The sequence below is a fragment of the Sulfuriflexus sp. genome (assembly GCF_032250955.1).
GTDB lineage: Bacteria > Pseudomonadota > Gammaproteobacteria > AKS1 > AKS1 > Sulfuriflexus.
The window spans coordinates 1-13,336 of the sequence record NZ_JAVVES010000004.1 but is presented as its reverse complement, the minus strand read 5'-3'; the positions used below and the strand labels follow the sequence as shown (position 1 = coordinate 13,336).

The 13,336-nt window shown below is 55.4% G+C and carries 12 protein-coding genes; 2 read left to right on the top strand and 10 right to left on the bottom strand.

Annotation, left to right across the window (positions count from 1 at the left end):
• Positions 1 to 103: 103 nt before the first annotated feature.
• The 10 genes from RQ738_RS01095 to RQ738_RS01050 form a co-directional block, all read right to left on the bottom strand.
• Complete coding sequence (locus RQ738_RS01095) at positions 104 to 1,693, bottom strand: AAA family ATPase (protein ID WP_314161531.1); 1,590 nt, start codon at positions 1,691 to 1,693, stop codon at positions 104 to 106.
• The gene (locus tag RQ738_RS01090; RefSeq protein ID WP_314161530.1) at positions 1,690 to 1,947 is read right to left on the bottom strand and encodes a WGR domain-containing protein; all 258 of its coding nucleotides are present in this window, start codon (positions 1,945 to 1,947) and stop codon (positions 1,690 to 1,692) included. The genes RQ738_RS01095 and RQ738_RS01090 overlap by 4 nt, the downstream gene beginning before the upstream one ends.
• A gap of 31 nt (positions 1,948 to 1,978) precedes the next feature.
• The gene (locus RQ738_RS01085) at positions 1,979 to 3,145 is read right to left on the bottom strand and encodes a deoxyguanosinetriphosphate triphosphohydrolase (RefSeq protein WP_314161529.1); all 1,167 of its coding nucleotides are present in this window, start codon (positions 3,143 to 3,145) and stop codon (positions 1,979 to 1,981) included.
• 3 nt (positions 3,146 to 3,148) lie between these two features.
• Positions 3,149 to 4,243: a 3-dehydroquinate synthase gene (aroB, locus tag RQ738_RS01080; protein ID WP_314161528.1), complete on the bottom strand. Its 1,095-nt coding sequence runs from the start codon at positions 4,241 to 4,243 to the stop codon at positions 3,149 to 3,151.
• A 70-nt stretch (positions 4,244 to 4,313) separates the two neighbouring features.
• On the bottom strand, positions 4,314 to 4,829 hold the full coding sequence (gene aroK, locus RQ738_RS01075) for a shikimate kinase AroK (protein WP_314161527.1): 516 nt from the start codon (positions 4,827 to 4,829) through the stop codon (positions 4,314 to 4,316).
• 54 nt (positions 4,830 to 4,883) lie between these two features.
• Positions 4,884 to 7,007 carry a type IV pilus secretin PilQ gene (gene pilQ / locus RQ738_RS01070; RefSeq protein WP_314161526.1) on the bottom strand — a complete coding sequence of 708 codons (2,124 nt, stop codon included), beginning with the start codon at positions 7,005 to 7,007 and terminating at the stop codon, positions 4,884 to 4,886.
• 11 nt (positions 7,008 to 7,018) lie between these two features.
• The gene (locus RQ738_RS01065; protein ID WP_314161525.1) at positions 7,019 to 7,570 is read right to left on the bottom strand and encodes a pilus assembly protein PilP; all 552 of its coding nucleotides are present in this window, start codon (positions 7,568 to 7,570) and stop codon (positions 7,019 to 7,021) included.
• Positions 7,567 to 8,166, bottom strand: coding sequence for a type 4a pilus biogenesis protein PilO (locus RQ738_RS01060; RefSeq protein ID WP_314161524.1), 600 nt, complete (start codon positions 8,164 to 8,166; stop codon positions 7,567 to 7,569). Before RQ738_RS01060 ends, RQ738_RS01065 begins: the two co-directional genes overlap by 4 nt.
• Positions 8,163 to 8,735 (bottom strand): PilN domain-containing protein, encoded by a 573-nt coding sequence (locus RQ738_RS01055; RefSeq protein WP_314161523.1) that lies wholly within the window; start codon positions 8,733 to 8,735, stop codon positions 8,163 to 8,165. Before RQ738_RS01055 ends, RQ738_RS01060 begins: the two co-directional genes overlap by 4 nt.
• Positions 8,735 to 9,805 carry a pilus assembly protein PilM gene (locus tag RQ738_RS01050; protein ID WP_314161522.1) on the bottom strand — a complete coding sequence of 357 codons (1,071 nt, stop codon included), beginning with the start codon at positions 9,803 to 9,805 and terminating at the stop codon, positions 8,735 to 8,737. Before RQ738_RS01050 ends, RQ738_RS01055 begins: the two co-directional genes overlap by 1 nt.
• A gap of 201 nt (positions 9,806 to 10,006) precedes the next feature.
• Here RQ738_RS01050 and RQ738_RS01045 point away from each other — a divergent pair, with 201 nt between their 5' ends.
• Together RQ738_RS01045 and RQ738_RS01040 are read left to right on the top strand one after the other, a co-directional pair.
• On the top strand, positions 10,007 to 12,583 hold the full coding sequence (locus RQ738_RS01045; RefSeq protein WP_314161521.1) for a penicillin-binding protein 1A: 2,577 nt from the start codon (positions 10,007 to 10,009) through the stop codon (positions 12,581 to 12,583).
• A 58-nt stretch (positions 12,584 to 12,641) separates the two neighbouring features.
• The gene (locus tag RQ738_RS01040) at positions 12,642 to 13,274 is read left to right on the top strand and encodes a hypothetical protein (protein WP_314161520.1); all 633 of its coding nucleotides are present in this window, start codon (positions 12,642 to 12,644) and stop codon (positions 13,272 to 13,274) included.
• Positions 13,275 to 13,336: the final 62 nt, after the last annotated feature.

Sequence of the window (13,336 nt, the reverse complement as noted above, 5' to 3'; positions counted from 1 at the left end):
TACAGGCGGGGTAGGGTGCATTCAATTCGCGTGCAGCGAAAAAGCCCGGCAAATTACAGATGGATTGCAAGGGTATGCGCCATTCAGGCGCTATACAGAGCGATTATTCAAGCAACTGGATATCGCCGATCAGACGAGGCCAGGGTTTGGTCAGCTGCAGGCCTTTTGGCAGGCTGCTAATGGCCGCACGGGCCTGGTCACGCGTGCTGTAGCTGCCATAGACGAGAATATACCAGTCCTTGTTGTTGAGTTGCGTGTGCAGGATGGCCGCTTGCTCCGGGCTCAGGCGATGACTGCTCATCACCAGGTTGATGGAGCGTCGTTCATGACTGCCCATTAGCTGCAGGGTGAAGTGTCGCGGGTTCTGCCGCGAGAGCCAGTCACGCACTTCCGGTTTATCGGCCACGGGCGCAGGCTTGCTGGCCGGGGTATCTGTCTTTGCCGGGACAGGCGCGGCAGCTCGCTTTGCGGGCTCGTCCTTGCCAGTTGGCGCCGCGGGGGCAGGGGTCGGTGTTGCCGGCTGCGGTACCGGCGGCCGGGGCGCGTCTATCTCGGTAACCGGCCTGGTTTGAATGTCGGGTTTCGGCAGGGCATAGGCGTTAACCGGGTTGGTAGTGCTGTCCACGGGTGACGTGTCCGCAGCAACCTTGCTGTTGTCGCGCGGCTCTTTGACGGTTGAGCGGAGCGGTTTTGCCGGCAGCAGGGGCAATGACCTGGTCGTCTGTTCTGCCCGTGTGACGGAATCGGCTTGCGGCCCATCGCTGCTGGCCAGGTGTGAGGAAAGATTCATCAGCGCATCACGGCTAAAGAACCAGGTAATGCCCGCCGTAATGACAAGAATGACAAGGATCATCATGGCAGAACGTAACCGCCGGCTATTGCCGGCCGTTGCCGTCACGGCTGTCCGGGCCTGCTTGCCGAGCAGCATTTCATGGGCATGCAGATTGATCTTGCCCGGGACCCCGCCCGACAGGCGATAGATCTTTTTGAGCTGCGCCTTGCTGAATGCCGAGTCATCCTTGAGACCGGCGATCGCAAGGCGATGTTGAATGTAGTGGATGGTGTCCTGTTCGTTTAGCGCCGGCATTTCAAGCGTATGGGTAACCCGATAGCGTACATCCTTGAAGGCCGTCGCATTGAGCAGCTCGATTAAGCGGGGTTCGCTGAACAGGACGATGCGCAAAAGGCCTTCATTGGCATCTGACAGCTCCGACAGTTTCATGAGCATGGTGAGCGAGGCGGCGGGAAGTTCATGGGCATCGTCAATAATGAGCAGACTTATAAGCTCACTGCGCTTCATTTCAACGAGGCGTTTCTTGAGCATTTCCAGGCCGCTGCCGAAATTGACACTGTCCTGCGGCAGACCAAAGCCCTCGGCGATCTGGATGAGTAATTGCTCGGGATTCAGCATGGCGTTGGCATCAATAACGCAACTGCGCCATGTTTCATCACCCATGTCGATAAAGTGCTGGAGCAGGCTGGTCTTGCCACTGCCGCGCTCGCCCGTAACAATAAGCAAGAGATCACTGTTTTGTGCCAGGTGGTAAAGCATGTTGAGGCGTTGGATACGCGGGGGATCAGGCAGAAAGAATTCATCCTGAACGTCGTTGGAGAACGGCTCGGTGTGCAGGCCAAGCTTGCTCAAATAGGGCGTAAATGCGTTACCTGAAAAATGCTTGCCGGCTTCAGTCATGATGCGTTCCCCTGACCCTCTACGAAAACAACGCGGTAACCGCGCTTTAGTTGTTTGTCTCTCTCCAGCAGTAAGGCTTCGGTAGCGCTGGCCATGTCGTCATAATGTGTTCTGGTCAGCCGACCCGACGCGCCCTGTTGACCGCTCTCCTTGACCAGGTTCCAGCCGTCAAGCAGGTCTTCCTGTATAAGCAGGTGCAGAAAACGTGGTGCGCGCCCTGCTTCTGTTGGTAGTTGCTGCATATAGATGCGCATTATTATTTTATCAGTAGCCCGGTAGTCAGCATTAACTATTCAGATTGAGTTGTTCGGGTCTAAAGACCTTGCCATATTCTGCAATCGCATAACGGTCAGTCATGCCGGCAATATAGTCGGCGATTATCCGGGCCTTGCCTGACTTGCCGTGATCCGTCTCGAGTTGCAAGGCCTTTTGCCGGTGTTCGGTCGGCAGCAGCTGAGAGTCTTCCATGAAGGCGCCAAACAGGGCAACAACGATCCGCCTGGATTTTGCGCTCATACGCAAGACACGGTAATGCCGGTAGAGGTTTTCCCGCAGGAACCGTTTGAGCGCAAGGTTGTGTTGCTGCATCTGCTCGCTGTACGCCATGATCGCCCCGGGATGTGCGCGAACATCATCAATCGTACCCGGCCCGGCCTCGTTGATATTTGCAGTGCTGGTCTCAATCAGATCCACGACCTGACAACCAATCAGGCGACGTACGATTTCATAGATGGTGCGGCGTCCGTCAAGGTCGGGATGGTGACGCTCGACATCCTCATAGAGTTGATTGAAGAGTTCCACCTCACGGAGCTGTTCGATACTGATCAGGCCTGAGCGAAGCCCGTCATCGATATCGTGACTGTTGTAGGCTATTTCATCCGCCAGGTTGGTCAACTGCGCCTCGAGAGATGGTTGGGTCTTGTTAATAAAACGCAGGCCGACATCACCGAGTTCGCGTGCGTTTTTCAGGGCACAGTGTTTGAGGATGCCCTCGCGTGATTCAAAGGTGAGATTGAGGCCATTGAAGGTTGCATATTTCTCTTCGAGCTCATCAACAACGCGCAGGGACTGCAGGTTGTGCTCGAAGCCGCCATACTCGCGCATGCATTCGTTCAGGGCATCCTGGCCGGCATGCCCGAACGGTGTATGGCCGAGGTCATGCGCGAGGGCGATAGTTTCAGTGAGGTCTTCGTTCAGTCGCAGGGAGCGGGTAATGGTCCGGCCGATCTGGGCGACCTCGATCGAGTGTGTCAGACGGGTGCGGAACAGGTCACCTTCGTGATTGACGAATACCTGGGTTTTGTATTCGAGGCGGCGAAAGGCCGTGGAGTGAATAATCCGATCGCGGTCACGCTGGAACTCCCCTCGATAGGCTGGTGCGTTCTCGGCAAAGCGACGGCCTCTGCTCGTTGCATCCAGGGCAGCATAATCAGCAAGGAGTCGTGAATCCATGGGTCAGGCCTGTTGTGATGCGGTGAGCATCTCTTCAATGGTTTGTTGCAAGAGCGCATGGTCATAGTTGTCACTGATAAAGCACTGGCCAAGATCTTTCATGAGGATAAGACGTATCTTTTTGTCGATGTTTTTCTTGTCTACGGCCATGATATCGAGAAATTGTGCAAGGCTCATGCTGGCGGGCGGCAGTACCGGCAGGCCGGCCTGTTGGATGAGGGCCTTGATGCGCTGTAACTGTGCGGCATCAATCCAGCCCTGGTGGCATGACAGGGTGGCCGCCATGAACATGCCACAAGCGACGCCTTCACCGTGTAACCAGTTGCCATAGCCGCTGGCGGTTTCAATGGCATGGCCGAAGGTATGCCCGAGGTTGAGCAGGGCACGCATGCCGGCTTCACGTTCATCAGCCGCGACCACGGCGGCCTTGTCTGCGCATGAACGCTCGACGGCATAGGCAAGGGCCTCCGGTTTGCGCTGCAGCAGCGCCGGCATGTTTGTTTCCAGCCAGGTAAAAAACCCCGGGTCGTTGATAAGCCCGTACTTGATCACCTCGGCAATGCCGGCGGAAAGCTGACGATCATCCAGCGTGTTCAGGGTCCGGGTGTCGGCGAGAACGCATTGGGGCTGGTGGAAGGCCCCGATCATGTTTTTGCCCAGTGGGTGATTGACACCGGTCTTGCCGCCGACCGAGGAGTCGACCTGGGCCAGCAGGGTCGTCGGGATCTGGATGAAATTGACACCGCGTTGGTAACTGGCCGCGGCAAAACCGGTGATATCGCCAATGACACCGCCGCCCAGCGCGACCAGGGTGCAGCGACGGTTAAAATGCTTTTCCAGCAGCGCAGTGAACACCCGGTTGAGGGTCTCGAGATTCTTGTATTCCTCGCCATCCGGCAGAATGACGGTGGCAGTCTCGTAATCCTGAAAGAGGTGCAGGGCCTTGTCCAGATAGAGCGGCGCGATCGTCTCGTTGGTGACGATCATGACCTGTTTGCCATGCACATGCGGCATAACGAGTTCGGGCCTGTCCAGCAGGCCTTCGCCTATGTGGATAGGGTAGCTGCGGTCTTCGAGTTCAACCTGTAGTGTTTTCATAGTCCCGGATTAATCCGTTCAAGTCTGGATGGATTATATAATGTTTTATGTATCAATGTATTGCGCAAGTTCATCCCGGCAGGTGCGCAAGAATCTGTTCCACGACCCAGCGTACGTTGTGACCATCGGTATCCAGGGTGATGTCGGCGGTTTCGCGGTACAGCGGGTCGCGCATTGCCAACAGATCCGCGATCCGCTGGCGGGGGTTTTCGGTTTGCAGCAAGGGACGGTTGCGGTCCCGGCGAGTGCGCTTGTAGAGCTGGTCAACACTGGCACCGAGATAGATAACCGTACCACGCTGCTGTAGCCACTCGCGATTTTCCTTGCTCAGGATGGCGCCGCCACCGGTCGCCAGAACGATGTCCTCGCGTTGCGTGAGTTCATCAAGCATCTGTTGCTCGCGCTTGCGAAAGCCGGCCTCGCCCTCGATGTCGAAGATAGTCGGGATATCCACACCGGTACGGCTCTCGATTTCCTTGTCACTATCAAGAAACTCGCGAGCCAGGGTTTTGGCCAGTTGCCTGCCGACACTGGTCTTGCCTGCACCCATGGGGCCGACAAGAAAGATATTGTTTGCTTTGCTCATAAAAAAACGGGGTCTGTTACCAGACCCCGATTGTGACGCGAGAGAGAAGAGTTATCAATTAAGCTGTAGAGCATCCTTGATGATCTTCGGCGTGATGAAGACCAGCAGTTCCTGTTTTTCATCAACGTCTTTGGTCTGACGGAACAGGAAGCCCACATAGGGCAGGTCACCGAAGAAGGGTACCCGGTCATTTTCGTTGCGTTTCTCGCGGCGATAGACGCCACCGAGGACGACCGTTTCACCGTTATCAACTAGCACCTGGGTGGTGACTTCCTGGGTATCGATGCTCGGTACCGAAGAGCCGGCAAGGGCGATGAATTGACCGATAGTATCCTGGGTGACGGTCAGGTCCATGATAACACGGTCATCCGGGGTGATCTGTGGGGTCACCTTAAGACTCAGCACGGCTTTTTTGAAACTGATGGTAGCCGCGCCACTGGAGCTAGCTTCCAGGAATGGAATTTCCGTACCCTGTTCGATATAGGCCTCTTTCTGGTTGGATGTGATCACGCGCGGGTTTGAGATGACCTCACCACGACCCTCTTGTTGCAGGGCCGAGAGCTCCAGTTGCAACAGGCTGCCGAACGGCAGCTTCGCGATCGCCAGGGCAAATGAAGCGGCCGCGGCATCGACCGGTGCTGCCGGCAGGTTGACATTGAGGCCGTCGGTATTGGTCAGGGTATTAAAGTTAATGAGGTCCGTGGTACCGGTCAGGTTGCCGGCAATGGCAGTATTGCTTGTGCCAACAGTCTCGCCTAGAGTTTCCTTTCTGCGGTTGGCCACACCGAAGCGAACCCCGAGGTCTTTGCTGAAGTCATCGTTGGCGACGACGATACGGGATTCGATCAGCACCTGGCGGACCGGGATATCGAGTTTTTCCACCAGGCTGCGGATTTCCGCCAGCTTGTCCGCGGTATCCTGAACCAGGAGGGTATTGGTACGCTCATCAATGGTGACATTGCCGCGTTCAGAGAGCAGTGAGTTATCCGTTGACTTCAATAACCCTGCGAGGTCATTGGCCTTGGCATAGTTGACCTGCATGTACTCGGAACGTAACGGGGCCAGGTCCTCGATTTGCTTCTGTGATTCGAGTTCGAGTTTTTCGCGGGCGGCGATTTCCTCGGTCGGTGCGACCAGGATGACATCGCCGGTCCGGCGCATAGACAGGCCCTTGGTCTTGAGAATGATATCCAGTGCCTGGTCCCAGGGCACATTTTTCAGACGCAAGGTCAGGTTGCCCTGAACAGTGTCACTGGTGATCAGGTTGAGACCGGTAAAGTCAGCGATCAACTGCAGGACTGAGCGCACTTCGATATTCTGGAAGTTAAGGGAGAGTTTTTCACCCACGTAGCCAAACTTCTTCTTTTTCAGCTCCTCCTGCTTCTCTTTGCTGATCTGGCGGACATCGATGGTCAGGACATTATCTGCCTGATAGGCAAGGTGTTCGTACTCGGCAATGCCGGGTTCGATAATCATGCGGGTATTGTTGCCGCGTTCGAAGGTTTCGATGCTGGCAACCGGGGTGGCAAAGTCACCTACATCCAGGCGCTGCTCGAGTCTTTCCGGCAAGTCGGCATTGAGGAAGTCGGCAATGATTTTGCCACCTTCTTCGCGCAGGTCGACAATGGCTTTTGGATCGGAAAGGGTGACGACGACACGACCCTCGCCCTTATTGCCGCGACGGAAGTCGATATTTTTGATGCTATGAGTCTCGCCGGTGCGGGCAGCGGATTGACGAGCGGCGGTGGCCACTTCCGTGCCGGTACTGCTGCCACCGGTATCAAGTGTTATCAGAATGCTGTTATCCCGTTTTTCCAGGTTGTAAGGCACCAGGCGCACCAGGTTCAGTACTACGCGGGTGCGGCCGCCGGCTTCAACCGCCGTGACACTACGGGCGACACCGATACCGATAGGCTGGCTCTTTTTCGCCAGGTTACTGGTTGTCTCGGAGAAGGTCAGCGCAATACGTGCCGGGTCATCCGTGGTGAAGCTGATAGGCTCAGCGACATCGCCGGAGAGACTAAGCTTTACCTGTACCTTGTTGCCAGGCAGGGTGGAGTAACTGATGTCCTCCAGTGCCGCTGCCGCATAGGCCGATGCCGACATCACCAGCAGGCAGCTCAGCGATGCCAGTGATGTAAACAGTTTGTGTATATTATTTCTTTTTATTCCACTCATTGTGCGTCCCCTCATTCTTCACTCAGGGCAATAGAGGTTTCGCTTTCGCGCCAGCCTCCAAGTCCATTCGGAATGATTTCTACGAGTTCAATTTGTTCATCAGAGATTCGAACGATTTGGCCATGGTTCTGGCCCATGTAGTTGCCGGTAATAACCCGGTGAATACCACTGTCCGGGTTATTAATCACATTAACGATGGCCCATAACTGGTCATCACGTTGCAGGGTGCCTACCATGCGTAACGAATCCAGGGGATAGTTCTCCAGGGCTTCCTTACGACGATTGGGATCAGGGTGTATGCCGTCGCCGTCTGCGGTTTCGATAGCCTCGTCAATGGCCAGGGTCGGCGCGAACGGGTCACGCTTGCTGTCGGCCTTATAGAGATAGGTTTCATAAGGCTTGATATCAGGTAAAGGCTCGACCGATGTTGTTTTCAGAGCCCGCGCCTTGGTCGTGGCGACAAAGTCTTGCAGGTCCTGATGCGTGGCGCTGTCACAGGCGACCAGAGCCGCACTGACGGCAGTCACTAACAGGGCGCGTGAGAAATGCCTGGTTATGCTCATTTCGCAGCCTCCTGTGTTTCTTCTTCATCAAGGTAACGATAGGTCTTCGCCGTGGCTTTCATCACCAGCTTGCCATCCTTCGCGGGGGTAATAACGAAGTCATGCAGGGTCACGATACGCGGCAGGGCGGCAACACCGCTGACAAAATTACCGAATTCGTGATAGTCGCCGGTAACCCGCAGTTTAATGGGCAACTCGGCATAGAATTCGAGGGGCACCTCGGCGGTTGGCTGGAACAGCTCAAACTCAAGGCCGCTGGCCAGGCCGGTCTGGGAGATATCAACCAGCAGTTCAGCGACCTCTGTTTTACTCGGCAGTTGCTTGAGCATGGCACCGAAGGACTGTTGCATATCGACCATTTGCTGCTTGTAGAGTTCAAGGTTGGCGGCCTTGCTGGCATTGACCCTGAAGTCCTGCTTCAGCTTGCGTTCTGTTTGTTCGAGACGATCAATCTGTGCCTGTTGGTCCTTGGTATCGAACCAGTAACCGGCAAACAGGATTAAGGCGCAGAGCAAGACAATCGCCATGACCTTGGCCGGCAGCGGCCAATTACCCATGTCCTGAAAATCAAGTTCATTTAGTTCATTCAGATTCATTGAACGTCCTCCCCGGTCGTTTCGCTACCAGGACTCGTCTGGCGAACATTGAGGACAAACTTGCTGATGCGCTGACCCTTTTCATCTTTTGTTTCGATTACATTCAGGCGAGGGTCGGATAACCAGTCGGCATTATCGACTTTACGCATATAAGAAGAGACCCGCGCATTGGACTGGGCAAAGCCATCCAGGGTAATGCCTGTGCCCGCATTCTTGATGCTGGTCAGGTACACGCCATCCGGCAGGGTGGTGACGAGTTCGTCAAACACATGCACGACCTGTGGGCGGCTACCCTGCAATTGCTGGATAATATCCATGCGCGCCAGCAGGTGGGCCTTTTCCTTTTCGAGATTCTTGATTTCCTTGATGCGCTTGTCCAGCACCTTGATTTCACTCTCGAGATAATTGTTGCGCGACTGCTGGTTATCGATAATGGCACCCATGCGAATGTGGACGAGCGCAATAATGGCAAGCGTCAGGAGGGCTGCCAGGCCAGCAATGGTTTGAAATTGTTTTTGCCGTTCTTTGCGCAGTTCGTCGCGCCACGGTAACAGGTTAATCCTTGCCATTAGTCAAAACTCCTTAAAGCCAGACCGCAGGAAATCATCAGCGCCGGCGCATCGTTACTCAGCGTCTGCGCCTTGACCCGTGACGACAAGGACATATTCGCAAACGGATTAGCGACACTGGTATTGGTGCCAAGCTTGGATTCGATCAGTTCATCGACGCCGGAGATCGAGGCACTCCCACCTGCCAGTACAATATGATCGACACTGTTGTACTGGCTTGATGAAAAGAAGAATTGCAGTGAGCGACTGACTTGTTGCGCCATGGCCTCCTTGAAAGGTTCAAGGACTTCCGGCACGTAGTTATCCGGCAGACCACCCTGGCGCTTGGCCATACCGGCTTCTTCGTAGGACAGGCCATAGCGGCGCTGAATTTCTTCCGTGAGCTGCTTGCCACCGAATACCTGTTCCCGAGTGTAAATAATCTTGTTGTCGTGCAGCACGCTGAGCGTGGTCATGGTCGCGCCAATATCAATAATGGCGACAGTCTTGCCGATACCGCGTTCTGGCAGCTGGTCAGCGAGTAACTCGGCGGCATTCTCCATGGCATAGGCCTCAACATCGACAATAGCGGCCTTCAGACCACCAATCTCGCAGGCAGCAATACGTACATCGACGTTTTCACTGCGGGAGGCGGCGAGCAGGACATCGACACGCTCATCATTATTGTCGGAGCGGCCAATGATCTCGAAGTCGATATTCACTTCTTCCAGCGGGTAAGGGATATACTGGTCGGCCTCGAGCTCAATCTGGCTGGCCATATCCTCATCGGAAAGCGAGGCCGGCATGGAAATCACCTTGGTGATAACGGCAGAGCCGGCCACGGCGACGGCGGCATTTTTCGTCTTGCTGCCGGAACGCTTGACCGCGCGTTTGATGGCCTCACCGACGGCCTCAACATCGCTGATATTCTTTTCAATTACGGAATTAAGGGGCAGAGGCTCTACAGCGTAGCTTTCCACGCGGTAACGACCACCCGATTGACTCAATTCCAGCAGCTTGACGGCCGTGGAGCTGATGTCGAGCCCCAGTAGCGGGGGCTGCTTTTTTTGGAAGAGACTTGAGAACGCCACCTTTATTTTCCTTTTATCATCCGTGCGCTTAGCGAACTTATATGTTTAACTACATTAAATACCAGAGTCAAGTATTTATCAATAGTAAATTAATGCCTTTTACCAGTATCGCAATGTTTTGGATTACCTTTATAATCCATCCATCGGAATAACACTTTGACGCGGGTCACAACCCGGGAATCAATCGCTTACACGCATTTCATGAAATTTTTCCTTAAATTCCTTCGCCTTAGCCTGATCGGACTGTTCAGTGCCTTCACGCTTGGCGTGGTCGCCACGGCGGGCACATATCTTTATCTGGCCCCGGATCTGCCATCGATCGAGTCACTCAAGGATGTGCATCTGCAGACTCCCCTGCGCGTGCATTCGCGGGATGGCGGTTTGATCGCCGAGTTTGGTGAAAAGAAACGCGCCCCCCTGCGATACGACGATGTCCCGGCGCTTATGATCAAGGCTATCCTGGCCGCCGAGGATAATCGTTTTTATGAACACCCCGGCGTCGATTACCAGGGTATTTTGCGCGCGGTCGCGCACCTGATTAAGACCGGTGAGAAGGGCCAGGGCGGGAGCACGATTACCATGCAGGTGGCGCGCAACTTTTTCCTCTCCCGGGAGAAGACCTACCTGCGCAAGATTAGCGAGATATTCCTTGCCCTGACGATCGAACGGCACCTGAGCAAGCAGGAAATCCTCGAGCTGTATGTCAACAAGATCTACCTCGGCCACCGTTCCTACGGCGTGGCCGCTGCGGCACAGGTTTATTATGGCAAGGATATCAATGAGTTAAGTGTCTGGCAGATGGCCATGATCGCGGGCCTGCCCAAGGCGCCCTCGCGCTACAACCCCATCGTCAATATCCGCCGAGCAACCCTGCGTCGTGACTACATCCTCGGCCGTATGCAGGAACTGGGGTTCATCGATAAGCCGACCTTTGAGCAGGCCGTGGCTACCGCAGATAACGCCAGTCTGCATGGTCAGGATATCGAACTGTCCGCCCCCTACGTGGCCGAGATGGTACGTGCAGAGATGATCGAGCGTTACGGTGAGGAGGTCTATACCTCCGGTTATAATGTTTACACGACGCTGGATACACGCCTGCAGCGATATGCCTACCAGGCCGTCCAGCGCAACCTGCTCGAATATGATCGTCGACATGGTTACCGTGGCGCGGAAGGGCATGTTGAATTCGGGCCGGCGCTGCTGGCTGCCCTGCCCGCCATCGCCATCGAGGCCCCGGCACTGAATCGTCCCAAGGGAGAGACGGCCGTTGCTGTTGAGCTCCCGGAGCTCTCCGCAGAACTGCAGGAGCCGCTGCGGGCCACGCTGAACAAGCACCGCGTTGTTGCTGGCCTGGCCCCGGCCCTGGTCATGCATCTCGAGGATCAGGCCGTGAGTGCAATGACCGGCAATGGTGACATCGTACGTATTGAATGGGATGGCCTGAAGTGGGCACGCGCCTTCAAGGATGAAAACGGACGTGGCCCCCAGCCAAAATATGCAGCGGATATTCTCCGCCGGGGCGACCTGATAAGGGTCAACCAGGACGAGAGCGGCGCCTGGCAGTTAGCGCAACTTCCTGAAGTCGAGGGCGCCCTGATCAGCCTCGGGCCGGAAGACGGTGCGGTGCAGGCGCTGATCGGTGGTTATGACTATTACCAGAGTAAATTCAATCGTGCGATACAGGCACGCCGCCAGCCTGGCTCCAATATCAAGCCGTTTATTTATGCAGCGGCACTGGAAAACGGCTTTACGGCTGCGAGCCTGATTAATGATGCGCCGGTCGTGTTTGAGGATGCCGGGCTGGAAAATACCTGGCGACCGGAAAACTACAGCGGCAAGTTCCATGGACCGACACGATTGCGTGTTGCCTTGACCAAGTCACGCAACCTGGTTTCCATCCGCTTGCTGCGCGCCATGGGTATCAACAAGGCGATCAGCTACCTGGAACAACTGGGTCTGGATAGCACCAGGCTACCAAGGGATTTATCTCTTGCCCTCGGCAGTGCCTCGCTGACGCCGCTGGAGGTAGCTACTTCCTATGCGGTGCTGGCTAACGGTGGCTACCGGGTGGAACCGTACTTTATTGACCGTATTGAAGACAGTGAAGGTAATGTTATCTATCGGCATGAACCATTGCGTGTCTGTCGCGACTGTGAGCAGCAACCTGAAACTGAGGTCGCACCAGACCCGATTGCTGTGGAGGCCAGCGCCGATGTAACAGCGACGACCGGGCCCGATCTGCCTGGGCCGACCGGCGAAGAACGAACACCACGATATGCCCCACGTGTGATGAGCGAACAGGTCAATTACATTATGCGGACCATCCTGCGCGATGTTATTCAACTGGGTACCGGTCGCCGGGCATTGCGTATCGGCCGTCGGGACCTGGCGGGTAAAACGGGCACCACCAACGATCAAAAAGATGCCTGGTTCTCCGGTTTCAATAATGCACTGGTCACCACTGCCTGGATTGGTTTTGACAGGCACACGCCCCTGGGCAGACGCGAAACCGGTGCCAGTGCCGCGCTGCCGATGTGGATTTATTTCATGGAAAATGCCACGAAGGGCATGCCGGAAGAAGACTTTGAAATGCCGCCTGGTCTGGTTACTGTCAGGCTGGATCCGGAAACGGGTCTGCTTGCCGCAGAGGGCCAAAGCAATGCTATCTTTGAGACCTTCCGTACCGAATCGGTGCCAAAGAAAACGGTCGAGGCAGGTGGGACTGCCGACGCCGGCACCGAGGTCAAACAGCCAGCCATCCCGGAACAACTATTCTGACAGCAGCATTGCTGATATAAATGTTGTTAGAAGAATAACCTGAAAGAGGGCCTTCAGCATGGGCCGCAACCCGCCCCGTCGTGATTCACAAACACGCCAGCGTATCGCGCAGGATGCAGCGCGCCTGATGGTCGAGCACGGCATCAAGGACTTTTACTCGGCCAAGCAAAAGGCCGCAGAGGCTATCGGCATTAGTGATCGGCATGTCATGCCGCGCAATACCGAGGTCGAAGAAGCGATCTTTGAATACCAGCGCATCTTTAAATCCCGGGCCCAGCCGCAGCGTCTACAGGTACTCAGACATACCGCCATCAAGGCCATGGGCCTGTTACAGGAATTTCATCCGCGCCTGGTGGGCTCGGTATTGCGTGGCACCGCCGGCGAACACTCTGATGTTAACCTGCATGTATTTGCCGATACCCCTGAAGCGGTCAGCCACTTTTTGAGTCGGCACAAGATCCCGCACGAACAGCGCGAAAAGCGTTTTCGCGTTAGCAGAGATCACTATGAACAGTTTACCGCCTATAGCTTTGTTGCGGGTGATGTGCCGATCGATATTGTCGTCTTTCCTGTAACCGGGCAGCGACAGGCACCGTTATCGCCGGTTGATGGCAAGCCGATGGAGAGGGTGAGTGTGAGTGAGGTGGAGGTGTTGCTGCATGAAATGGAATTCCTTCTTCCTGAAGTGTGATTCCTTCTCCCTCAGGGATAACCAGCGCCTTGGCTGTCGTAGTTTGACAGCTTAGGCGAATG